The sequence below is a fragment of the Mesorhizobium sp. M2A.F.Ca.ET.043.02.1.1 genome, from assembly GCF_003952405.1.
GTDB lineage: Bacteria > Pseudomonadota > Alphaproteobacteria > Rhizobiales > Rhizobiaceae > Mesorhizobium.
Genome location: NZ_CP034445.1, coordinates 965,656 through 988,948, shown reverse-complemented (window position 1 = coordinate 988,948; position 23,293 = coordinate 965,656). Strand labels below are relative to the sequence as shown.

The following is a 23,293-nucleotide window of genomic DNA, read 5'->3' as shown; positions in this document are numbered from 1 at the left end:
CATTTTCGACTCGGCCTGACCTGAATCTCGACACACCCCACCGGTGCCGCCTGCCACGCCGAAAGGCGCAAGTGCCAATCAAGTGAATGGACTATCGGAGGCTATTAAGCATCCGGATTCAATCCCAGCATCTAAAACTGAAAGGAAAACGCTCATGGCCACCACAAAGCTTTTTACCGACGCCGAGGTCGAAAAGATCCCGGCGGTGAAGGCCGTGTTCGACGATATCCGGGCGACGCGGAAATCCGATTTCGTCAACAATTTCTGGCGCGGGCTGGCCAATGATCCGGCGTCGCTGAAGCGGGTGTGGGAGCAGCTCAAGGCGGTGATGGTCGCCGACAGCGCCATCGATCCGCTGACCAAGGAAATGATCTATATCGCCGTCTCGACTGCGAACGGTTGCTCCTACTGCATCCATTCGCACACCGCCGCAGCGCGCGCCAAGGGCATGACCGACGCGCAGCATGGCGAGTTGGTGTCGATCATCGGGCTCGCCGGGCAGACGAACCATCTGGTGACGGCCATGCAGATACCGGTCGACCCGCAATTCGAGGTGAGGTGAGGCGCAGGATTTTCCTTCTCCCCTTGTGGGAGAAGGTGGCCGAGCGAAGCTCGGACGGATGAGGGGTGTTCCAGGGAACACCAGCGCCTCACTCCGCTGGAACACCCCTCATCCGTCTCGGCGCTGCGCGCCGATCCACCTTCTCCACAAGGGGAGAAGGGGGAGCCGCGCTACACCGGGCGGTACACCTTCTCGGCCGTATTCCAGAAGATGTCCGCCTCGGCCTTGGGGCCATGCTGCGTCACCGCAGCGCGGTGCGCCTTGATCAGCTCGGCATGGCTGGTCCAGAGCTTCTCGATCGGGAAGTTCGAGCCGAACATCAGCCGGTCGCTGCCGAGAATCTCGATCGCGTTGTCGACGATATAGGCGATAAGCTCTGGGTCGTTGCGGTGAACGAAGGTGCCAAGCCCCGACAGCTTGGCGTAGAAATTGGGCGCCGCCGAAAGCGTGCGCAGGCCGGCCTTCCACGCTTCGGTGGTTTCCGGCTCCATGCCGGTCAGCATGCCGGCATGGGTGAGGATGAAATTCGTCTCAGGGTTCTCGCCGACCAATGCCAGGCCATCCTTCATCTGCGCGGGAAAAAGCTGCAGGTCGAAGGAGAGGCCGTAATTCTTCAGCCGCGCCACGTTCTTCCGCACTTTCGGGTCGATCACCTGATAGGCCGAGGCGGCGAAGCGGAAGGCGGGAGTCTCGTGCCAGTGCAGCTGCATGCGCACGCCGCGCAGCAGCTTGTATTTCATCAATCGGTCGATCTGCGGGCGCACGTCATCGACCGTCATATCGGCATAGCCGACGATGGCGTGTGGCCAACCGGTTTCTTGCGCCGTCTTCTGCAGGAAGGCGACTTCCTTCTCGAAATCCTCCTTGGCCCAGTTGGTCTGGACATAGACTGCCTTCTCGACGCCCGAGCCTTTCTGGTCCTCGAGGAACTCCGTGATCGCGTAATCGCGGCGGATCGGCTCGTAGGGGCCGAAGATGCGCGGCACCATCGGGCCGACCAGCCAGGGCTGGTCCTTTTGGCGCCAGATGTGAAAATGCGCGTCGACGGCTTTCTGCATCACGATACCCTTTTCCAGATGGTCTCGGCCGCCGAGGCGGGGCGGGCGAGCGACAGGATGAAATCGGTGAGACTCCCGAGCGACGAGCCGTCGACCAGATCATCGAGCACCGGCAGGATTGCCCGCAGCGCCGATGTCGCCGGGCGAAAGCGCGGGTCGCCGGCGAGCGGAGTCGCCAGCGACAGGCGGAAGGCGCGGGCGCTGAAGCGGCGCATGGCGATCTCCAGTTCGGCATGGCTGCCGCGTTCCAGCCCATCGGACAGCACGACGACGCAGGCGCCGCGCGCGAAGGCGGAAAAGCGCGGCACCGACAGGAAAGCGAGCAGCGTCGGGCCCATGCGAGTGCCGCCGTCCCAATCGTCGACAAGCGCCGCGGCGCGGGCGAGCGCCTGCCCGCGGTCGCGGATGCGCAGCGCCGAGGTGATACGGGTGAGCCGCGTGCCAATGGTGAAGACTTCGGCGCGGTCCGCGCCCTGCACGGCGGCGTGCGCGAGCTTGAGGTAATCGGCCGTGTGCAGCTTCATCGAGCCGGAGACATCGATGAGCAGGAGCAGTTTGCGCGGCACGGCCTGCCGGCGGCGCAGCAGCGGCGAGGGTATGTCGCCATCGGCGCTGACGATTTCGCTGAGCGAACGCCTGAGGTCGAGCGTGCCGCGCGAGCGGGTGCGGATCGTGCGGAAGGAGCGGCGCGCGGGCAGGGCGGATACGAGCTTGCGGCGGAACGGGCCGAGGCCATCGTCGTCGCGCTGGAAATCGCGGCTGCTCAGCTGCTCGAGCGCCGAGGACAGCTCGCCGCCTTTTTCCCGGCGAATGGTTTGTCTTTCTTCCTCGCGCGCGCCGCGATCGTCCTTGACGCGGGTCTCGTCGTCCTCCTCGCCTTCGATCGAAGGCTTGGCGTCGCCGTAGAAATAGCTGCGGAAATGCGCCTCGAATTCGCCGCGGCGATCGGGCGAGGGCGCGAGTGTCGCAAGGGCTGCCTCGCGGATATCGTTCATCGAGCGGGGGCCGAGCAGGGTAACCGCTTGCATGAAGCTGGTGGTTTGTTCGGGGGCGATGGGGAAGGCGTGGCGGCGCAGCAGGCGGGCGAAGCCGAGGAAAGGCGCGGCGGCAGGGCGCAGGTTTTGCGGACGCCTCATTCCTTCGCGCCCCCTTCTGTCCTGCCGGACATCTCCCCCACAAGGGGGGAGATTGGCAGCTTGGGCGCGCCGCTCGATCCTGCGACGTTGGAAACTAGCGAAAGCCGGCGTGCCGTCCGATCTCCCCCCTTGTGGGGGAGATGTCCGGCAGGACAGAGGGGGGCGCTGTCCCGCCAGCGCGGCTCATTGGCCCCGGAAGACAGCGCTAGCGCGTTGCGATTGCCCATCACGCCAGCGCCTCCTCGACAATCCTCCCCAGTTCCGGCGCGATCGCCGACAAATCCTCCTCGTCCTTGATCAGCACGCCGATGGCCCGACGGAAAGCCTCCGGCCACGGGCTGCCGCCCTTTTCGAGGATGGTCGCGGCATTCGCCCATTCGACCGCTTCAGCGATGCCCGGCGGCTTGGCCAGCGGGCGAGCGCGGATTTCCTGCACGGCATTCGCCACTGCGCGCGCCGTCGCCTCGGCAACGTCGCCCGAGCGCAGCATGATGATCTCGGCCTCGCGCCGGGCGTCGGGATAGCCGATCCAGTGGTAGACGCAGCGCCGGCGCAGCGCCTCGGCCAGCTCGCGGGTGCGGTTCGAAGTCAGGATGACGATCGGCTGCGTTGCGGCGCGGATGGTGCCGCGCTCGGGGATGCTGATCTGAAAGTCGGAGAGGAATTCCAGAAGCAGTGCTTCGAACTCGTGGTCCGAGCGGTCGATCTCGTCGACAAGCAATACACGCTCGACCGGCGCGCGCAGCACCTGCAGCAGCGGCCGGGCGATCAGGAAACGGTCGTCATAGATGTCGATCTCGTGCTCGCCGGCATGGCGGATGGCGAGCAGCTGGCGCTGATAGTTCCATTCGTAAAGCGCATGCCCGGCGTCGATGCCTTCATAGCATTGCAGCCGCACCAGTTTGCGGCCGAGCAATTCGGCGACCGCCTTAGCGGCCTCGGTCTTGCCGACGCCCGGCGCGCCTTCGAGCAGTAGCGGCTTGCCGAGCCGGACCGCCAGGAAGATAGCGGTGGCGAGGCTGTCGTCGGCCAGATAGCGCGAGGCGGCAAGGCGCGCGGCGATCGCCTCCGGCGAAGCCGCGATCTCAACGACGTCGGCGCTGGGCATTGTCCCCTCAGCTCGCGGCCCGCGCCTTCAGCGCGCGCAGGATGCGTTCGGGCGTGATCGGCAGCGTGTCGATGCGCACGCCGACAGCGTCGAAGACGGCGTTGGCGACGGCCGGGATCTGCGGGTTGGCGCACATCTCGCCTGGACCCTTGGCGCCGAACGGTCCGTCGGCGGAAGGTCGCTCCAGCACGATAATCTCTGTCTCGGCGAGGTCGCCCGGCCCCGGCATCAGATACTGGTTGAAGTCGGTGCCGCCATGGTCGCGGTTCGGATAATAAGGCTCGGTCGTCTCGTAGAGCGCATGGCTGATGCCCATCCAGGAGCCGCCGACCAGCTGCTGCTCGACCATCTTCGGGTTGAGCGCGCGGCCGATCTCGAAGACATTTTTCACGGTGAGGACCGTCACTTCGCCGGTCTCGTCGTCGACCTCGACCTCGGCCACGGTGCAGGCATGGGCATAGCAGGTCGACGGCTTCATCGCGCCGGTCTCCTTCTCCGGATAGGAGCGCGGGATCAGGAACATGCCGCGGCCCGAGATCGAGCGGCCGCGCTTGAAATGCGCCGACAGCGCGACATCGAAGATCGAGATCGATTTCTGCGGCGCACCCTTCACCTGGATGTTGCCCTGGCCGTCGGTATCGAGGTCAGAGGCGTTCACCTCGAGTTCTTCGGCCGCGACTTCCAGCATCACCTGGCGGGCTTCCTTGGCTGCCTGGATGACGGCGTTGCCGGCGCGGTGCGTGCCGCGCGAGGCGAAGGTACCCATGCAGTGCGGGCCGGTGTCGGTGTCGGCGGTGTCGACGACAACGCGGTCGGTCGGCACGCCGATCGTCTCGGCGCAGATCTGCGCCATGATCTGCTTCATGCCCTGGCCGAGATCGACGCTGGAGAGCGTGACCATGAAATTGCCGGTCGGCGTCGAATGGACCAGCGCCTGGGTCGGGTCGCCGCCGAGGTTCATGCCGGTCGGATAGTTGATCGCGGCGACGCCGCGTCCACGCCGGATCGCCATCTCAGGCTCCCTTCCTGTAGGAGGACATCGCCATGTATTTCTCCGCCACCGGCCAGTTGGCGGCGCGCGCGGCTTCCTGCATGCATTCGATCAGCGCCGCACCCTCGGTCGGCTGGCGATGCGCCTTCATGTCGCCGTCGCGATAGGCGTTGATGAAGCGGAATTCGAGCGGGTCCATGCCGATCAGCCGCGCCAGCTTGTCCATCTGCACTTCCAGCGCGAAGTCGCCGATGGTGACGCCGAAGCCGCGCATGGCGGAGGAGGGGGTGCGGTTGGTGTAGACGCAATAGGTGTCGATCCAGACATTCGGGATCGTATAGGGCCCGGGATAGTGCGCGGCGCCCTTCTGCGCGCCGTAGGGCGAGTGGCGCGAATAGGCGCCGGCGTCGGTGTAGCCGGTCACCTTGCGCGCGACGATACGGCCGTCCTTCATCACACCGTCCTTGATGACGACTTTCTCGGCCGCGCGCGGCGAGGAGATCTGCATCTCCTCCTCGCGGCTGTAGACGAAGGAAACCGGGCGTCCGGTGAGCTTGGCGCCGAGAATGGCGATCGGCTCGACGATGACATCGACCTTGCCGCCGAAGCCGCCGCCGACCGTTCCGCCGACGAAATGCAGCTTCGAGCCCGGCATCTGCAGGATGATCGAGGCGTTATCGAGGGTGAAGAACATCGCCTGCGTGTTGGTGTAGCAGGTGAAGCGGTCATTGCCTTCGGGCGCCACAACGCAGCCCGTCGTCTCGGTCGGCGCGTGCTCGATCGGCGAGGACTGATAGGACTGTTCGAGGATGTGGTCGGCCTGGGCAAAGCCCGCTTCGACATCGCCGAAGCGCACCTTGCGGCATTCGCCGCTGTCATAGAGATAATAGTTCTGGCCGTGATACTCGTTGACCAAGGGGGCGCCGGGCTTCAACGCCTCCTCCATGTCGAAGACCGCCGGGAGCACCTCGTAGTCGACCTTGACCTTGGCGGCGGCTTCCTGCGCCGCGCGCTCGGTCTCGGCCAGCACTGCCACCACGGCCTCGCCCTTCCAGCGCACCTTGCCGTCGGCAAGCACTGTCTCGTCCTCGGGACCCACCTGGATCAGGATCAGGATGGTGTAGACATTGTGCGGCACGTCCCTGGCGGTCAGCACGCGCACGACGCCCGGATGCTTCTCCGCTTCCGACGTATCGATCGAGCGGATGCGGGCATGGTGATGCGGGCTGCGCACCATCTTCAGATGCAGCATGCCCGGGAAGGTCCGGTCGGCGAAATAGGCAGTCTTGCCGGTGACGTGTCCGGGCGAATCGAGCCGTGGCCGCGGCTGGCCGATCTCGTTGAGACCGTCCTTGCGAACGTCGGCGAAATAATCCTTGCGCAGTTCCATGGCTCGTTCCCTCAGGCGGCATTTTGCGAGTTGGCGCGGGCGGCTACCAGCACCGCCTGGATGATCGGCTCGTAGCCGGTGCAGCGGCAGATGTTGCCGGACAGCGCCTCGACCACGTCGTCGCGGCTGGGGTTCGGCGTGCGGTCGAGAAGCACTTTTGCCGCCATGATCATGCCCGGCGTGCAGAAACCGCATTGCGTGGCGAAGGCATCGAGGAAGGCGCGCTGCAGCGGATGCAGCACGCCACCCTCGGCAAGGCCGGCCGTCGTCTTGATGTCTGCGCCGTTGCAAGTCTCGGCCAGCGTCAGGCAGGATAGCCTCAGCTCGCCGTCGATGATGACGGAGCAGGCGCCGCAGGTGCCCTGATGACAGCCGCCCTTAGGCGAGGTGTCGCCGATCTTGTCCCTGAGCGCGTTGAGGAGCGTCGTGCCGCTCTCGATGAATTCGGCCTTTTCGGAGCCGTTCAGCGTGAATTGAACCGGGACTTTCGCCATTTTTCCTCCCTGCGCGCCTGCCCGGATGAACCGAACAGACGCGCGTCCCCCACGGATTAATTCGACAACAGCCGGCCGAGATGGACCGGCAGGACCTCGGCGCGATACCAGGCACTGGCGATCGGGTCGGTGATCGGCGCGATGCCTTCGCCCGCGGCGGCAAGCGCCGGCGCGATTTCCCGCGGCGTGAGCTTGCAGCCGAGCAGCGCCTTCTCCGCCGCCGTGGCGCGGATTGGGCGATCGGCCATGCAGCCCAGCGCGATCCGCGCCGAGACCACCGTGCCGGCGGCCGCAAGTTCCAGAAGCGCGGCGATGCTCAGCACCGACACACCCTTGGGCTTGACGCGCGACACTTTCAGGAAGCGGAAGCTCTCCGCCGCGGGCAATGCAAAGCCGACAGCGGTGACGATGGCGCGGCTGGTATCGCGGCCGGCCAGGAAGATCTCGATCGGCGTCTCGCCGTCCTCAGTGACGACGGTCGCGTCCAGCGCCAGCAGCGCCACGGCGAAATCGCCGTAAGGGGCAGGGGCGAACAGATTGCCGCCGACGGTCGCCATGTTGCGGATCGCCGGCCCGCCGACGGCACGCGCGGCCGGCGCGAGCGCGGCAAGCTCGGGATGGCTGGCAATCGCCGCCATGGTGACGGAGGCGCCGAGCCTGACCTTGCCGCCGGCAACAGCGATTTGCGAGAAGCCAGGATCGGTGACGCGGACCAGGCTGGATGTGGACACGTCGCCTTCATTGGCCGCGCGGACGACAAGCGTACCGCCGCCGAGATAGCGCGTGCCGGGGGCCTGCAACGCGGTGTTGGCGCCTTTCACGCTCGAAAAAGTCTGCAGCGCAAGCGACATGGCGCGCTCCCCGGTTCAACTGTTGCCGGCAAAATGGGCCTTCAGGGCGTTGAAGCCGCCCTGGAAGACGTTGGCGCCCATGCCCTCGGCCAGCTTGTCGGCGTCCTCCGGCGCTGCGTCGAAGCTCGCCGTCCATTCCGCATAGGTGCGGTTGCCGTCGGTGACGCGCCGCAATTGCAGCGTCGCCTTGTGATTGGTGAGCGGCTGCGGCGTTTCGAGGATGGAATAGCTGACAAGGAAGTTGTCGTCGGAGAAGTCGAGCAGTTTTTCACGCAGGGTCGCGCCGCTGACCAGTTTGAAATTGCGCACACAGCCGATCGTGGTGGCGTCCTTGCCGTCCTCGATGAGGCTTTCCACCATGCGCGGATGCCAACTGGGCAAACCGTTGAAGTCGCGGATGCGCTCCCAGACCTGCTCGACCGGCGCGTCGATGACGCTTGAAATGGTGACTTTCGCCATAGACTCGTTCCCCTGCAAAGATCGAGCGAAGGCTAAGGCCGTCGGTCAGCTTGTGCTTATCAATGCGTCTTGAGTGCCTATCAACCAGTCGGAAAAACAGGCGCCTCAGGCCGTCGCCCGAGCGGCTTCACGATAGAGCGTCGGCGGCACGCCGACATGGTCGCGGAAGAAGCGTGAGAAATTGCCCTGGGTGGTGAAGCCGAGATTGCAGGCGACGGAGATCAGCGGTTCCTGCGACCACTGCAACTGGCGCACGGCTTCCTCCATGCGCAGCGTGTTCCAGTAGACGTTCGGGGTCAGGTTGGTCTGTTCCTTGAAGAGCGCAAAGAAATGCGGCCGGGAGAGCCCGACCGAACGGGCGACATCGTCGAAGGAGATGCGCTCGCAGACATTGGCCTTCATCAGCTGGATCGCCTTGCGGACACGGAAGTCGAGCATCGTGTTGATGCGTGCGCGGGCCATCTGCGGCGCCGAGGCATCCGCTGCGTCGAGCACTGAGTCGATGAAACGCTCGATCTCGTAATTGGCGACGTCGTCGATGCTCTCATTGTCGGTCAGGTGATCGAGCAGGTTGGCCGCCGCCTGGTGCAGCCAAGGCTCCAGCGCGATTGCGGCCTGCGTGAACAGCGGCGCCGATGAGGGCAGGTCGCGGCGCCGGCGCGCCCAGTCCGGGTCGATGTAAAAAGCCAGGAACAGGCCTGGCCTGCCGTCATGCGACAGCGCGTGGCTGTGCGGCTGGAACGAGTTGATGCCGGCTGCCGTGCACGGTCCAAGCCGCACCGTTTCCCGGCCGATGGTCATTTCGCCTGCCGTGCCTTCCAGCCAGATGATGAGATGTGCCTCGCCATGGGCATGGGTGACGAAGTCGTTGGCGACATTCAGCACGGAAACATGCCCGAACCGGCCCCAATAGAGCCTGATCGCGTCCGTCATGGGTATCGTTCCTCCCGCAGGCGACTGGCCTCCCTTCGCCTGCCGGAGGATAGTGCGGCCGGGGTGCGGTCGCGTCAAGGCGGGCGGGAATGATGGCCGCCTCGCATCGCCCGTCCGGACCGATTTTCAGACTGGGCGATAGGAGCTAATCGCTGCGCCTGAAATTGCGGATACGGTCGAACAGCACCGCCAGGATGATCGCGCCGCCGATGAAGGTGCCTTGCCAGAAAGCGTTGATGCCAAGCAGGCCAAGGCTGTTGCGGATCACCTCGATCAAGGCAGCACCGACGATGGCGCCGAGCGCGGTGCCGACGCCGCCGGCAAGATTGGCGCCGCCGATGACGGTGGCGGCGATGACCTGCAACTCCATGCCGGTGCCGAGATTGGTGGTGACCGCACCCAGCCAGCCGGTCTGGATGATGCCGGCGAGCCCGGCGGACAGAGCCGAGATCATGTAGACGGCGACCTTGATCTGCTTGACCGGAACGCCTGTCAGCGTCGCCGCGTGCTCATTGCCGCCGATGGCGAAGATGTGCCGGCCGAACTTGGTCCAGCGCAGGATGAAGCCGGTGATCAGCGCCAGGATGATCATGTAGAGAACCGGATTGGCGATGCCGAAGACCCAGGCGCCGCCGCCCAACGCCAGGAGCTTCTGGTGGTCCGGCCCGAACTGGAAGACCACGGTGTTGTTGGAAGCGACCATGGCAAGGCTGCGCGCCACCGAGAGCATGCCGAGCGTCACCACGAAAGGCGGAAAGCCGACATAGGCGATGAGCACGCCGTTGAAGGCGCCGATGGCGAGCGCGGTGACGATCGTGGCCAGGATGCCGATCTCGATCGAATAGCCGGCATGCATGGTGACGGCGAGCACCATGGAGCACAGGCAAAGCACCGAGCCGACCGACAGGTCGATGCCGCCGGTGATGATGACGAAAGTCATGCCCAGCGCGACGATGGCGACGAAGGTGACGTTGCGGGTGATGTTGAAGAGGTTCTTCGAGGTGGCGAAGGAATCGGTCGCAAAGGACAGGAACAGGCAGGCGAGAATGACCGCGATCACCACCCAGAATGTCTGGTTGGCGAGGAGCCGCGACAGGAAGGTGTGCTGCTTCTGCGCGATCGTCTGGTCAAGGGTGACTGCCATTGTCGACCTTTCCTGGGGTGGGACGCGGAACACCGTGCGTCACGCCACCCGTTCAAATCCGTGAGTCATGCCACCTGTTCGATGGCGCCGGTGATCAGCCCGGTGACTTCCTCGGGCGAGCTCGAAGCGATCTTCTTGTCGGCCACCTTGCGGCCGCGCCGCATGACGATGACGCGGTCGGCGACGTCGAACACGTCTGGCATGCGGTGGCTGATCAGCACAACCGCGATGCCCTGGTCGCGCAGATGGCGGATGAGGTTCAGCACCTCGGCCACCTGCCGGACCGAGATCGCCGCCGTCGGCTCATCCATCAGCACGATCTTGGCCTGCGACAGCATGGTGCGGGCGATCGCCACCGCCTGGCGCTGGCCGCCCGACATCTGCTTGACCAAGTCGCGCGGCCGCGTCTCGGATTTCAGCTCGGCAAAGAGCTGGCCGGCGCGCCTGTACATCGCCGCATAGTCGAGGATGCGGAAGGGGCCGATGCCGCGGCGCAGCTCGCGGCCGAGATAGACGTTTGCCGCGGCCGTCAGATTGTTGCACAGCGCAAGGTCCTGGTGGACGATCTCGATGCCGTGCTGGCGGGCCTCCGCCGGCTTGTGCATGACAATCTCCTTGCCCTCCAGATGCATGGTGCCGTGGCTTGGGCGGAAATTGCCGGCGATCATCTTGACCAGCGTCGACTTGCCGGCGCCGTTGTCGCCCATCAGGCCGACGACCTCGCCGGCCTCCAGCGAGAACGAGACGTCGTTGACCGCCTGGATGGCGCCGAAATGTTTCGAGATGTTGGCGAGTTCGAGAACCGACACCAGCCTTAAGCCTCCCCATTGTTGACGCAGCAGTTTGCCGGCTTGCCAGCAGCGCTTGCGTTCCGCCCGTCCATCTCCTCACGAACGGCGCGATACGTGCATTTAGGCAAAAGCCGGCAAAGCCGTCAATCAATTGTCTGACGATTAATTTCGAGACTCGACAAAAAATCGGTTTTGTAGGACAAATAGGAATTGACCGTTGGCGAAAAGCCGATATTAGCTAGCCTCGGAGGAATAATTTGCCCATCGAGCGCGCATAGGGCTGAACGGGGCAAATGGCTTGACGATCAAGGATTCGGCTGCGCCAGTATTGGGGCAAACGGATCGGCAAATGCTTATCAGTCCGGCCCGGAACACGAGCATTGGGAAGATGCTCGGCATCGTTCTGTACATCCGGTCTGATCGGTGTGGCGGGCACGCGGTGTCCGTCTGTTTCAAGGGAGGACTGATATGAGGAAAACACTTTTGCTTGCCGCCGTCGCCGCCTTGGCGTTGGGCGCCGGGCCGGCTTTGGCCAAGAAACAGCTCGTCATCGTCGTGAAAGGTCTCGACAACCCGTTCTTCGAAGCCATCCATCAAGGCTGCGAGAAATGGAACAAGGAAAACGCCAGCTCGGAATATGAATGCTTCTATACCGGCCCGGCATCGACCTCGGACGAGGCGGGTGAAGCGCAGATCGTGCAGGACATGCTGAGCAAGCCCGACACGGTCGCGATGGCGATCTCGCCGTCCAACGCGCCGCTGATTGCGCAGACGATCAAGAGCGCCAATCCGTCGATCCCGATCATGACGGTCGACGCCGACCTTGCCAAGGAAGACGCCGCCCTTCGCAAGACCTATCTCGGCACCGACAACTACCTTATGGGCAAGAAGATCGGCGAGTACATCAAGAAGGCCAAGCCGAATGGCGGCACGGTCTGCACCATCGAGGGCAACCCGGCGGCCGACAACATCCTGCGCCGCGCGCAAGGCATGCGCGACGCGCTGACCGGCAAGGAAGGCCTGGCGGCACTTGCCGGCGAAGGCGGCTGGACCGAAGCCCCCGGCTGCCCGGTGTTCACCAACGACGACGGCGCCAAGGGCGTGCAGGCGATGACCGACATCCTCGCCGCCAATCCGAAGCTCGACGCCTTCGGCATCATGGGCGGCTGGCCGCTGTTCGGCGCTCCGCAGCCCTATCGCGACCTGTTCAAGCCGATGGCCGACAAGATCGCCAAGAACGAGTTCGTCATCGGCGCCGCCGACACGATCGGCGACGAGGTGGCGATCGCCAAGGAAGGTCTCGTCACCGCGCTGGTCGGCCAGCGGCCGTTCGAAATGGGCTACAAGGCGCCTTCCGTGATGCTCGACCTCATCGGCGGCAAGAAGGTCGACGATCCGGTCTTCACCGGCCTCGACGAATGCACCAAGGAAACGGCCGACACCTGTATCCAGAAGTAGGCTGCATCGAAACCGTCGAAAAAACGAGGGGGCGCCCACAAGGCGCCCCCGCACTTTTCCTGGAATTGCTCTTAGATCTTCTGCTTCACGCCGTCCCTCGAAGGCATCAGGTCGACGCCGTTGAGCTTGCCGATATGGGTGGCGAGCATCGGTACATATTGTTCGGCGGGGCCGGCGGCATGCGCCGTCGCAAAGGAATTCTTGGTTGCGTTGCCGAGCGGGTTGGCGATGCCGGCCGCGCCAGCCATCGATTCCAGATAGGTCAGGTCCTTGAAGGCGTTGGCGATGGTGAACTTGTGCGCGTCGCGGTCGCCCTCCAAGGTCCAGCGCATGAAGGTCTGGTAGAAGCCGCAATCCATGCGGCCGTTGCGGATGACGCTGTCGAAGCGCGCTGGCGAGATGCCGACCTTCTGCGCCAGCGCCAGGGCCTCGGAATAGATCGCCGCATAGCCCAGCGAGACGAAGTTGTTGAGCAGCTTCATGCGATGGCCGTCGCCGGTGTCGCCGATATGGACGATGCGGCCGGCCCAGGTCTCGATCACCGGCTTCAGCCTGGCGAACACCGCGTCCGGCGCGCCGACCATGGCGTCGAGCGTGCCTTCCCAGGCCTCCTTCGGTGTGCGGCTGAGCGGCGCATCGACATAATCGACGCCGAGCGCCTTGAGCTCGGCGGCGAGCGCCACGGTTGAGACCGGGTCGGAGGTCGAGCAGTCGACGACCACCGAGCCTTGCTTCAGGCCTTCCTTCAGCCCGCCGGGGCCGCGGATGATCGCCTCCACCTCGCGCGAGCCGGTGACGCAGATGAAGACGATGTCGGAAGCCGCCGCCACCTCCTTGGAGGTGGCCACTTCCCTGGCGCCGCGTCCCAAAAGGTCTTCCGCGGGCTTGCGGTTCTTGCGGCCAAGGAAGGTCAGCGGATAGCCCTTGTCGACGATGTTCTTAGCGATGCCGTGCCCCATCAGGCCTAGGCCGATGAAACCGATATTCTCGCGGGCAGCGGTGGTGCTCATGTCGTCTCTTCCCTGTCTTTCGTGGTGATGGGCGCCCGCGCGGCGGGCGTTTGTCGAGAAGGTTTCCGCGGATCGCGGTTGGCAAGCGATTGCGGAATACCTTATTGTCTGACAATACACATAATTACTGAGCCTTGTGGAGAGCAAAATGACGAAGCGGATCATGTTCACCGGCGGCAGCGGCAAGGCCGGCCGGCATGTCGTTCAGTATCTAGTCGAACATGGCTGCCAGGTGCTCAATATCGACACCAGGCCGCTCGACAATCCGAAGGTGCGCACGCTTATTACCGACATCACCGACAGCGGGCAGGTCTTCAACGCGCTGTCGAGCTATATGGGCCTGCACGAATTCGATCCGTCGCTGCGAGCCCAACCAGTCGACGCCGTGGTGCATTTCGCGGCGATCCCGCGCATCATGATCACGCCGGACAACGAGGTGTTCCGCATCAACGCGATGGGCACCTACAACGTCATCGAAGCGGCGGTGAAGCTCGGCATCCGCAAGGTCGTCATCGCCTCTTCGGAGACCACCTACGGGCTGGTCTTTGCCAACGAGCCGCGCAATCCCACGCATTTTCCGCTCGACGAGGACTATGACGTCGACCCGATGGACTCCTACGCGCTGTCGAAGATCGTCAACGAGAAGACGGCGCGAGCTTTCGCGCTGCGCAGCGGCGCCGACATCTATGCGCTGCGCATCGGCAACGTCATCGAGCCGCATGAATATTCGCTCTTCCCGAAATGGTTCGCCGATCCCGGCTTCCGCAAGCGCATCGCCTGGAGCTACATCGACGCGCGCGACCTCGGCCAGATCACCCTGCGCGCCATCGAGAAGGACGGCCTGGGCTACCAGGTGTTCAACGCGGCCAATGACGATACCTCGTCGGACCTGCCGACGGCGGAATTGTTGAAGCGCTTTTATCCAGGCGTGCCGGTCAACGCTGAACTCGGCGAATATGAGACGCTGCTATCCAACCGGAAGGCGCGCGACGTGCTCGGCTTCCGGCCTGAGCACAGCTGGCGCAAATACGTCAAAACCGCCTGAGGCGAGGCCAAATGCCGGTTGATCTGTGCACATCTCAGCAGGTTGTAGCTAGGCGGGCCTGCCGTGCTTGACAGCCCCTGAAAACGGGATTTTCTGGACCTATGCGGGACGCGAAGCCGAACAACGAAAAAAAGCCGATGAAGACGGCCGCCGCGGAGCGTCCAGCCGGCTTCCGCCGGGCCGACGCGCCACGCATCCCCGGCGCCAGCGTGCACACCTCTCTGGCCAGCGAGATCGGGCTTCGCATCGTGCGCGGCGATTATCCGCCGGGCACCATCCTGCCCAATGAAGCGAAATGGTCGGAGACCTTCGACGTCAGCCGCTCGGCGGTGCGCGAGGCGATCAAGATGCTGATGGCGAAGAGCCTCCTGGCGTCGCGACCCAAGATCGGCAGTTGGGTCGAGCCGAAGGAACGCTGGAACCTTCTCGACCGCGACGTGCTCGCTTGGTACGCGACGTCGCCGGATCGCGAGGTGTTCCTGAGGACAGTGCAGGAATTCCGCCACATCATAGAGCCGGAGGCGACGGCCTTCGCGGCGATGCGGCGCACTGACGAGCAGATGGCCGAGATCAGCCAGGCCTGCCGCGAGATGGGCGAGGCCACCAACCTGCAGGAGCGAACCCGCGCCGACACGCGCTTCCATCTCGCAATCCTCAGGGCCTCGGGCAACGACCTCCTGGTGCCGCTGGGCGTGCTGATCGAATCCGCCTTCGACCATCTTTTCGCATACACGACGCGCGAGTTGGACGATCTGCAGCATGTCCAGAAGCTGCATGAGGCGATTGAGAGGAATATCCGCCTGAAGAGACCGGACGCGGCGCGCAACGCGGTCCGCAAGTTGTTGGCCAACACCGACGAAGTGATCCAATCGCGTTAGGGTCTGCCCCGACCTGGCAGATTTAATGCTGATCCTGCTTCTCGCGGCCGAAGGCGACGCGCAACTCATCCTTCGCCTTTTCCAGCACCTTCTTGCGCTCATCAGGCAGGTTCTTGCCGGCGCGGTTGATGTAGAAATTCAACATCGACATGGCGGATTGGAACGGCTCCGCCTTGCGGCGGTCGCTGTGCTCGGCCGAGCGCTTCAGCGAGGCGGCGATCTTCCTGGCGTCGTCGGATTCAAAGACGTGCTCCTCGAGATCCAGCGCATCGCTGTGCTCGGTCACGTCGGCTGACCATTTCTTCTTTGCGGTCATGGCGAAACTCCTTGCCAGAGCGGTTCACCGGTTTGCCACTGAACCGCTCCATCTCTTTGTTTCCAGCAATTCCGGACGGAAAACCGTTAGACACTTTTCCTGGAATTGCTGAGGCAAAACTCCAGGAAATGAGAGGGGTTCCCGGTTCTGGTGCCACGGATTGGCCGGTCGTGGCGCTGCTCGGCCCGGCAAATGCGCCGATAGTGGAGGCGAACCGCCGACTTCGAGAACAGCGGACAGGAACGCCTTGACGACGATCTCCAGCAATGCAGCGCCCCCGGGCATAGACAGTGCTTATGCCTGGACGAGGCTGGCCATTTCCGTATTGCTGGCGACCATTGGGGGTGTCGGCATGTGGGCGGTGGTCGTCGTTCTGCCGGCGGTCCAGGCCGAGTTTGGCGTCGATCGCGCGGCGGCGTCGATGCCTTACACCGCGACCATGGTTGGCTTCGCTGCCGGCAATGTGCTGGTCGGGCGCGCCATCGATCGTGTCGGTTACTGGATCCCGGCGCTTGTTTCCTCAACGGCGCTGGCTGCCGGCTTCCTGCTGGCGTCGCTCTCCGGTTCAATCCTGCAGTTCACCTTCGCCCAAGGCTTGTTGATCGGGTTGGGGACATCGGCGATTTTCGGACCGCTGATCGCCGACATCTCGCACTGGTTCAATCGCCGGCGCGGCGTTGCGGTGGCTGCGGCTGCGTCCGGCAGCTATCTCGCCGGAACGGTCTGGCCGGCGATCATACCGCCGCTGATGCGGGCGGAGGGCTGGCGCTTCACCTATCTGGCGATCGGCATCGCGTGCCTGGCGACGATGGTGCCGCTGGTTCTGATGTTGCGCCGGCGTGCTCCGGTGGTCGTCGCAGGCTCGCCAGGCACGCGCCTGGTCCAGCCGATCGCATTGTCGCCGGCTGCACTTCAGATGCTGCTGGTGATAGCTGGTCTCGGCTGCTGCGTGGCGATGTCGATGCCGCAGGTGCATATCGTCGCCTATTGCCTGGACCTCGGCTATGGCGTCGCGCATGGCGCCGACATGCTCTCGATCATGATGGCCGCCGGCGTCGTCAGCCGCCTCGCTTCCGGCTTCGTCGCCGATCGGATCGGCGGGGTGAGGACCTTGCTGATCGGTTCGGTTCTGCAATGCCTGTCGCTGTTCTTTTACATTCCCTTCGACGGGCTCGCCTCGCTCTACATCGTCTCGCTGGTGTTCGGTTTGTCGCAAGGCGGCATCGTGCCTTGCTACGCGATCATCGTGCGGGAATACATGCCCGCCAAGGAGGCTGGCCAACGCGTGGGCATCGTCATCATGGCGACCATTTTCGGCATGGCCATCGGTGGCTGGATATCGGGTTGGATCTATGACCTCACCGGTTCCTATTCGGCCGCCTTCCTGAACGGGATTGCCTGGAACCTGCTCAATATCCTGGTGATGCTTCTGGTGTTCTGGAAGGCAAGACGCAGCGTCATCGTCGTGGCCTGACGGCTCCTGCCGGCGCTTTTCCTGGAAGACGCCTCGGCTTGACAACAAATCGCGGCTGCGCGACGCCAAGCCAAATGAACGCGGTACGGGCCTGCGAGATGGCGACACCAGGGTCAATGGCATTGCGGGCGCGCAGCGGGCGGGATTTGCCGCACGGGGCTTGCCCTTGAGCAAGCCGCGCTCCCGCCGCGGCGGCGGCCGTCCGACCATTGCCGATGTCGCGCGCAAGGCGGGTGTCGGCGCGATCACGGTGTCGCGCGCGCTGCGCGAGCCCGGACGGGTGTCGGAGGACCTTCGCCGGCAGATACAGGCAGCGGTCGACGAACTCGGCTACGTGCCCGACCCGAACGCGCGCGCGCTTGCCTCGGCGCGCGCCGAGGTGTTCGGCGTACTGGTGCCTTCGCTCACCAACAACGTCTTCGCCGAAGTCGTGCGCGGCATCTATGACAGTCTCTCCGACAGCCCGTTCCGCATCCAGATCGGCAACACGCATTATTCCGGCCTGGAGGAAGAGCGGCTGCTGCAGGTCTTCGGATCGCAACGTCCGGCGGCGCTGATCGTGGCCGGCATCGACCAGACCCCCGGCGCGCGACGACTGCTGGAGAATGCCGGCTGCCCTGTGGTGCAGGTGATGGAGACCGGGCCGGACCCGGTCGACATGATGGTCGGCTTCTCGCATCTCGACGGCGGCAGGACGGCCACCGAGCACCTTCTGCAGGCCGGCTATCGCAAGATCGGCTTCATCGGCGCCAGGATGGATCCGCGTTCGCAGCGGCGCCTTGCCGGCTACCGCGCCGCCATGGAGGCTGCCGGGCTGTTCGATCCGCGGCTGGTCACCACGACGCCGGTGCCGTCAAGCGTGAGCCTCGGGCGCGAGCTGTTCCGTGACGCACTGGCCAAGATGCCGACGCTGGACGGCGTGTTCTGCAACAATGACGATATCGCGCTCGGCGTTCTGTTCGAATGCCGTCGGGCTTCTATCGACGTGCCAAAACAGATCGGCATTGTCGGCTTCAATGATCTCGACATGATGCAGGTTTCGTTTCCCTCGATCACCAGCGTGCGCACGCACCGCTATGAAATCGGCACACGATCCGTCGCCATGGCGCTTGCGGCGATCGCCGGAAACCGGCCGCAACAGCGGATCGTCGATCTCGGTTTCGAGCTCATGCGGCGCGAGAGCACCGCGCGTTGAAGAGCCTGGAAAAATGTTGAAGGCATCGCTTTACAGCCAATCATGGTAGCGCTACCATTTGTCTGTAAAATCGACATTTGGCGGGATTGGAGGCTGTTTATTATACATAAGCAACAGTCCTTGCTTGTTTATTATGTATAATATGATAGTTTTCTAAATTGCCAGGAACACTGAGGGGGAGAGGAGGATCAGGGCGACGTGGGTCGTCCCTGTGGGCGTGTTTGGTGGGCGGAGGGTGCCGACCGTGAGCGCCAGGATTCATCACAAGCAGAACTGCAACTGGGAGGAATATCGATGATCAAGTCACTCGTTGGCGGCGTCATTGCCGCCACTGCATTCGTCATGCTGGGTTCGTCGGCGATCGCCGGACCTGAAGTGGTCAAGGGACCCGCGGCAGAGCCGGACTGCTTTGCGCCATGGGCGGCCGACACGCAGTTTTTCAAATTTCCGAAAAAAGACGGTCCTTACCGCATCGCGCTTGCCAACGGCTACATCGCCAACACCTGGCGCATCCAGATGATCCAGACGGCCAAGGCCTATGCGGCGCAGCCGGATGTCGCCAAGAAGCTCAAGGAATTCAAGGTCGTGTCGACCGGCGAGGATGTGCCGGCGCAGATTTCGGCGATCAACAACTTCATCGATTCCGGCTTCGACGCGATCGTCGTCAACGCACAGAATCCGACCGCCTTCGGGCCAGTCATCAAGCGTGCCAAGGAAGCCGGCGTCGTGCTCGTTGCCTTCGACAACATCCTCGACACCAAGGATGCCATCAACGTCAATGTCGACCAGAAGGGCCTGGGCGAGCTCTGGGGCAAATGGCTGGTCGCGCATGTGCCGAATGGCGGCAAGGTGCTCGAAGTGCGCGGCGTTGCCGGCACCTCGGTCGACACCGATCGCCACAACGGCATCCACGAGGTGCTCGATGGGTCGGGCAAGAAGTGGGACGTCACCGAGGTCGTCGGCAAGTGGGATGACGGCGTGGCGCAAAAGGCCACGGCCGATGCCATCGCCACCAGCGGGCCGTTCGACGGCGTCACCGGGCAAGGCGGCGACACCGGCATCGTGCAGGCGATGATCGACGCCAAGCATCCCTTCGTGCCCTTCGGCGGCGAGACGGAAAACGGCTTCCGCAAATTCTGCGCCGCGCACGCTGCCGATGGACTGAAATGCTCGTCCGCCGGCACCGGCCCCGCACAGGTGGCGGTTGCCATCAAGACCGCGATCTCGGCGCTCGAAGGCAATGTCGTGCCGCAATCGGTCAAGTTGCCTTTGGCTATCGTGGAGGACCCGAACTTCAAGGCCGGCCAGGACTACTTCCCGGACCAGTCCGACAATTTCTTCGTCGGCAATTCCTTCCCGACCTGCGGCATCAATTTCACCGCGCAGGAAATCATGGGCCAGACCAAGGAAAACAAATAGTCTGACCGGACGGTGCCGCGGCGAGCTCGCGGCACCGTCCTCCTGTTCTCAACTCGAAACGGCCAGGGAGGGCTGATGGACGGCGCGGCTCCGCTCTTCCGCATGGAAGGCATCTCCAAGCGTTATGGCGGCGTGCGGGCCCTTGAAAAGGCCGACCTGACGGTCACTGCCGGCGGCATCCACGCCATTCTGGGCGAGAACGGCGCCGGCAAATCGACGCTGATCAAGGTCATGGCCGGCGTCGTGGCGCCCGACGAAGGCACGATGACGCTCGATGGCCGCGAAGTGAGCTTCGCCTCGCCGGCAGCAGCCAATCAGGCCGGCATCGTCTGCATCTTCCAGGAACTGTCGCTCATCCCAGAATTGAGCGTCGCCGACAACATCGTCATTTTCGATCCGCCGAAACGCTTCGGCATGATCGACCGCAAGGCGCAGCGGCGCATCGCGGAGGAAGCGCTGGCACGCGCCGGAGCTTCCGACATCCATCCCTGTGCCCTGGTCAAGGATCTGCCGCTGTCGCGCCGGCAGATGGTGGAGATCGCCAAGGCGCTGGCCCGGAAACCGCGCATCTTGATCCTCGACGAGGCGACCTCGGCGCTGACGGCGGCCGATGTAGCCAAGGTGTTCGAAGTGCTGAAGCGGCTGCGCTCGGAAGGACTGGCGCTGCTCTATATCTCGCACCGCATGAACGAGATCGCCGAGCTCGCCGACCACTGCACGGTGTTCCGCAACGGCCGCAACGTCGCCAGCTACCCCGCCGGCTCGAAGAGCGACAATGAAGTGGTCGAGCTGATGATCGGCCGCGAATACAGCCATATCTTCCCGCCGAAACCCGGTCCAACTGCGGCCGCGACGACGGTTCTCGAAGCGCGCAGCCTCTCCTGGGCCGACCGGCTGGACAATATCTCGTTGAGCGTCAGGGCAGGGGAAGTCGTGGGTCTCGGCGGTCTCGATGGACAGGGGCAGCGCGAATTGCTGCTTGCCTTTTTCGGCGTGCTGCGTGGCCTTTCGGGTGAGATCCTGATCGACGGCAAGCCCGTTACGATCGCCAGCCCGACCGCGGCCAGCCACGGCCGCATCGGCATGGCGCTGATCCCCGAGGATCGCAAGACCGAAGGGCTGATGCTGCCGATGACGGTGCGCGAGAACCTGTCCTTCGCGGCGCTCGACAGGCTGTCGAAAGGCGGCATCATCGATCGCGTCGCCGAGCAGCGGCTGATCGACGACATGGTCGGGCTCTTGGCCATCAAGACGGCTGGCCTCGACATCCCTGTCGGCGCGCTCTCCGGCGGCAACCAGCAGAAGGTGGTGATCGCCAAATGGCTGATGCGGCAACCGCGCATCATCCTGCTCAACGATCCGACGCGCGGCATCGATGTCGGCACCAAGCAGGAGCTCTACCAGCTGATGCGCAAGCTGGCCGACGCGGGCGCCGCGATTCTGTTCTATTCGACCGACTATGACGAGCTGATCGGCTGCTGCGACCGCGTGCTGGTGCTCTATGACGGCGCGGTCAAGCGCGAGCTGGTCGGCGCCGAGATCACCGAGCACGCGCTGATCGCCAGCGCGCTCAACATCCATGGCGAAGGTGCCGGGCCGAGGCAGGGAGTGGGCGCGTGAAGGACTGGCGTTACTGGCTGGCCGAGCAGCGCGGAACGCTGCTGGCATTCGGCATCTTCATCGTCATGTTCGCCATCTACAGCGGCAACCATCCGGCCGGCTTCACCGCCAATGTCGTGCAGACGGCGGCCAACAAGGGCGTGCTGCTGGCCTTCGTCGCCATGGCTCAGACATTGGTGGTGATCACCGCAGGCATCGACCTGTCGGTCGGCATGATCTTCACGCTCACCAACTGCATGGCTTCGTGGCTGGTGATCGGCACCGGCCTGGAGACGGCGTTTGGCGTGCTGGCGGTGCTCGGCACCGGGCTCATCTGCGGCGCCGTCAACGGCGCGATCGTCATCTACGGTCGGCTGCAGCCGATCGTCGCCACCATAGCCACGGGCGCCGTCTTTTTCGGCCTGGCGCTGCTTTTGCGACCGGTTCCCGGCGGTTCGGTCAACGAGGACCTTGCGGATTTCCTGACCGGGCGTTTCTTCGGCGTCGTGCCGGCGAGCCTCGTGGCGCTGCTGGTCATCGTGCTCGTCGTCTGGGTGCCGTTCAGCCGCTCCGAATTCGGGCGCGCCGCTTATGCGGCCGGTTCATCGGAGACGGCGGCTTACATGTCGGGCGTGCCGATCCGCAGGGGCAAGTTCCTGGCATACACGCTTGCCGGCCTGCTTGCGGCCATCGGCGGCCTGTTCCTGACCTTCTTCACCTATACGGGCGAGGCGGCCTATGCGAGCGGCAACGCCTACACGCTGTTCTCGATCGCCGCCGTCGTGCTCGGTGGCGTTTCGCTGTTCGGCGGCAAGGGCAGCGCCATCGGCGCGATCTTCGGCGCGCTCGCCTTCCGCACCATCGGCGACCTCTTGTTCGTCTTCGACTTCGATCCGCTCTGGCAGCCGCTGTTCCAGGGCGTTATCCTGTTGATCGCGGTCAGCCTCGGCGCTTTCGCGCTGTTTCGGGTGCGCAACCGGCTGGAGTGGTTCCTGTGAGCGAAACGACCATCGGCGGCATCGCCGGCCGCATGCCCAAATTTCTGCGACGCGCCGATCCGGCTGTTGTCACCTCCTTCGCCTGCATTGTGATCCTGCTCCTGCTCGGCAGCCTCTATTCGCGCAGCTTCCTTTCGCCGGAATATCTGCTGCAACAGTTGAAGGTCGCGTCCTTCCTCGGTGTCATCGCCACCGGCATGATGCTGGTCATCCTGCTCGGCCAGATCGATCTGTCCGTGCCGTGGTCCGTGGCCACAGGCGCGATGATGGCCTGCGCGGCCGCCGCCTACGGATCGCTCGGCGTCGCGTTGGCCATTCCTTTCGGGGTCCTGTGCGGGGTCGCGATCGGCCTCGTCAACGGCATCGGCGTCGCCTATCTGCGCATTCCCTCGATGATCATCACCTTGGCCACCAATGCCGTGGCGCAAGGGCTGATGGTTGTCTATACGGGCGGTTTCTCGCCACAGGATTCGGCGACGGCGGCGATGCGCTATCTGGCAACCGGTTTCACCATCCCGGGCGTTCCCAACGCCGTCATCATCTGGGCGCTGATCGGCGCCGCGATGGTCTTCGTGCTGACCCGCACCAGCTTCGGCCGCGCCGTCTACGGCATCGGCAATCGCGAGCGCGCCGCCTATCTTTCCGGCATCGACACGCGCCGTATCGTGCTGATCGCCTTCGCCGTCTCCGGCGGCCTATCGGCTTTTGGCGGCGTGCTTCTGGCCGGCTATGCTTCAAAGGCGGCGCAGTCGATGGGCGACGCCTATCTGCTGCCGTCGATCGCCGCCGTCGTGCTGGGCGGCACGTCGATCCTCGGCGGGCGCGGCTCCTATCTGGGCACGGTTGCGGGCGTGATCCTGATCACGCTCCTGCAATCCATCCTCTCGGTTATGCAGATGCCCGAGGCGGGGCGGCAGATCATCTATGGCGTCGTCATCGTCGCCATGCTTCTGCTCTACGGGCGCGCGCCGGCAAGCCGCTGAC

The 23,293-nt window shown here is 64.2% G+C and carries 23 protein-coding genes; 10 read left to right on the top strand and 13 right to left on the bottom strand.

Going from position 1 to position 23,293, the window contains the following annotated elements; genetic code table 11:
- Positions 1-154 precede the first annotated feature (154 nt).
- The gene (locus tag EJ068_RS04655) at positions 155-562 is read left to right on the top strand and encodes a carboxymuconolactone decarboxylase family protein (RefSeq protein ID WP_127253025.1); all 408 of its coding nucleotides are present in this window, start codon (positions 155-157) and stop codon (positions 560-562) included.
- A 170-nt stretch (positions 563-732) separates the two neighbouring features.
- On the opposite strand, the gene EJ068_RS04650 is transcribed toward EJ068_RS04655, so the two are convergent.
- The 11 genes from EJ068_RS04650 to EJ068_RS04595 all read right to left on the bottom strand — a co-directional run bounded on the left by EJ068_RS04650 (position 733) and on the right by EJ068_RS04595 (position 10,935).
- Complete coding sequence (locus tag EJ068_RS04650; RefSeq protein WP_189342026.1) at positions 733-1,620, bottom strand: amidohydrolase; 888 nt, start codon at positions 1,618-1,620, stop codon at positions 733-735.
- Positions 1,620-2,756, bottom strand: coding sequence for a VWA domain-containing protein (locus EJ068_RS04645; RefSeq protein WP_127253021.1), 1,137 nt, complete (start codon positions 2,754-2,756; stop codon positions 1,620-1,622). Before EJ068_RS04645 ends, EJ068_RS04650 begins: the two co-directional genes overlap by 1 nt.
- Positions 2,757-2,982: 226 nt before the next feature.
- Positions 2,983-3,864: a MoxR family ATPase gene (locus tag EJ068_RS04635; RefSeq protein ID WP_127253019.1), complete on the bottom strand. Its 882-nt coding sequence runs from the start codon at positions 3,862-3,864 to the stop codon at positions 2,983-2,985.
- Between the two features lie 7 nt (positions 3,865-3,871).
- Complete coding sequence (locus tag EJ068_RS33610; protein WP_126081905.1) at positions 3,872-4,876, bottom strand: molybdopterin cofactor-binding domain-containing protein; 1,005 nt, start codon at positions 4,874-4,876, stop codon at positions 3,872-3,874.
- Position 4,877: 1 nt separating this feature from the next.
- Positions 4,878-6,245 (bottom strand): xanthine dehydrogenase family protein molybdopterin-binding subunit, encoded by a 1,368-nt coding sequence (locus EJ068_RS33605; protein WP_127253018.1) that lies wholly within the window; start codon positions 6,243-6,245, stop codon positions 4,878-4,880.
- Positions 6,246-6,256: 11 nt separating this feature from the next.
- Positions 6,257-6,739 carry a (2Fe-2S)-binding protein gene (locus EJ068_RS04620; protein ID WP_127386524.1) on the bottom strand — a complete coding sequence of 161 codons (483 nt, stop codon included), beginning with the start codon at positions 6,737-6,739 and terminating at the stop codon, positions 6,257-6,259.
- A gap of 56 nt (positions 6,740-6,795) precedes the next feature.
- Positions 6,796-7,590, bottom strand: a complete 795-nt coding sequence (locus EJ068_RS04615; protein ID WP_127252303.1) for an FAD binding domain-containing protein — start codon at positions 7,588-7,590, stop codon at positions 6,796-6,798.
- 15 nt (positions 7,591-7,605) lie between these two features.
- Complete coding sequence (locus EJ068_RS04610) at positions 7,606-8,049, bottom strand: SRPBCC family protein (RefSeq protein WP_127252304.1); 444 nt, start codon at positions 8,047-8,049, stop codon at positions 7,606-7,608.
- A gap of 105 nt (positions 8,050-8,154) precedes the next feature.
- On the bottom strand, positions 8,155-8,982 hold the full coding sequence (locus tag EJ068_RS04605) for an AraC family transcriptional regulator (RefSeq protein WP_127252306.1): 828 nt from the start codon (positions 8,980-8,982) through the stop codon (positions 8,155-8,157).
- A 145-nt stretch (positions 8,983-9,127) separates the two neighbouring features.
- Positions 9,128-10,126 carry an ABC transporter permease gene (locus EJ068_RS04600; protein WP_042637227.1) on the bottom strand — a complete coding sequence of 333 codons (999 nt, stop codon included), beginning with the start codon at positions 10,124-10,126 and terminating at the stop codon, positions 9,128-9,130.
- Between the two features lie 65 nt (positions 10,127-10,191).
- Positions 10,192-10,935, bottom strand: coding sequence for an ATP-binding cassette domain-containing protein (locus EJ068_RS04595; protein ID WP_042637228.1), 744 nt, complete (start codon positions 10,933-10,935; stop codon positions 10,192-10,194).
- A gap of 450 nt (positions 10,936-11,385) precedes the next feature.
- Here EJ068_RS04595 and EJ068_RS04590 point away from each other — a divergent pair, with 450 nt between their 5' ends.
- Positions 11,386-12,375: a sugar-binding protein gene (locus EJ068_RS04590; protein WP_127252308.1), complete on the top strand. Its 990-nt coding sequence runs from the start codon at positions 11,386-11,388 to the stop codon at positions 12,373-12,375.
- 71 nt (positions 12,376-12,446) lie between these two features.
- Here EJ068_RS04590 and EJ068_RS04585 read toward each other — a convergent pair whose 3' ends face one another.
- Positions 12,447-13,550 carry an NAD(P)-dependent oxidoreductase gene (locus EJ068_RS04585; RefSeq protein WP_281059013.1) on the bottom strand — a complete coding sequence of 368 codons (1,104 nt, stop codon included), beginning with the start codon at positions 13,548-13,550 and terminating at the stop codon, positions 12,447-12,449.
- On the opposite strand from EJ068_RS04585, the gene EJ068_RS04580 reads away from it, so the two are divergent.
- Together EJ068_RS04580 and EJ068_RS04575 are read left to right on the top strand one after the other, a co-directional pair.
- Positions 13,534-14,430, top strand: coding sequence for an NAD(P)-dependent oxidoreductase (locus tag EJ068_RS04580; protein ID WP_126081913.1), 897 nt, complete (start codon positions 13,534-13,536; stop codon positions 14,428-14,430). The two genes, EJ068_RS04585 and EJ068_RS04580, sit on opposite strands and share 17 nt — an antisense overlap.
- 137 nt (positions 14,431-14,567) lie before the next feature.
- Positions 14,568-15,308, top strand: coding sequence for a FadR/GntR family transcriptional regulator (locus EJ068_RS04575; protein ID WP_245463336.1), 741 nt, complete (start codon positions 14,568-14,570; stop codon positions 15,306-15,308).
- Positions 15,309-15,330: 22 nt separating this feature from the next.
- Here the strand turns inward: EJ068_RS04575 and EJ068_RS04570 are convergent, their stop codons facing one another.
- A complete protein-coding gene (locus EJ068_RS04570; RefSeq protein WP_126081915.1) occupies positions 15,331-15,624 on the bottom strand; it encodes a DUF3175 domain-containing protein in 294 nt (97 codons plus the stop codon).
- 247 nt (positions 15,625-15,871) lie between these two features.
- Here EJ068_RS04570 and EJ068_RS04565 point away from each other — a divergent pair, with 247 nt between their 5' ends.
- The 6 genes from EJ068_RS04565 to EJ068_RS04540 all read left to right on the top strand — a co-directional run bounded on the left by EJ068_RS04565 (position 15,872) and on the right by EJ068_RS04540 (position 23,292).
- A complete protein-coding gene (locus tag EJ068_RS04565) occupies positions 15,872-17,098 on the top strand; it encodes an MFS transporter (protein ID WP_129554482.1) in 1,227 nt (408 codons plus the stop codon).
- Between the two features lie 166 nt (positions 17,099-17,264).
- Complete coding sequence (locus tag EJ068_RS04560; protein ID WP_126081917.1) at positions 17,265-18,293, top strand: LacI family DNA-binding transcriptional regulator; 1,029 nt, start codon at positions 17,265-17,267, stop codon at positions 18,291-18,293.
- Between the two features lie 294 nt (positions 18,294-18,587).
- The gene (locus EJ068_RS04555) at positions 18,588-19,712 is read left to right on the top strand and encodes a sugar ABC transporter substrate-binding protein (protein WP_126081918.1); all 1,125 of its coding nucleotides are present in this window, start codon (positions 18,588-18,590) and stop codon (positions 19,710-19,712) included.
- Positions 19,713-19,787: 75 nt separating this feature from the next.
- Positions 19,788-21,332, top strand: coding sequence for a sugar ABC transporter ATP-binding protein (locus EJ068_RS04550; RefSeq protein ID WP_127252312.1), 1,545 nt, complete (start codon positions 19,788-19,790; stop codon positions 21,330-21,332).
- Positions 21,329-22,309, top strand: coding sequence for an ABC transporter permease (locus EJ068_RS04545; RefSeq protein WP_126060006.1), 981 nt, complete (start codon positions 21,329-21,331; stop codon positions 22,307-22,309). The genes EJ068_RS04550 and EJ068_RS04545 overlap by 4 nt, the downstream gene beginning before the upstream one ends.
- A complete protein-coding gene (locus EJ068_RS04540) occupies positions 22,306-23,292 on the top strand; it encodes an ABC transporter permease (protein ID WP_126081921.1) in 987 nt (328 codons plus the stop codon). The genes EJ068_RS04545 and EJ068_RS04540 overlap by 4 nt, the downstream gene beginning before the upstream one ends.
- Position 23,293: the final 1 nt, after the last annotated feature.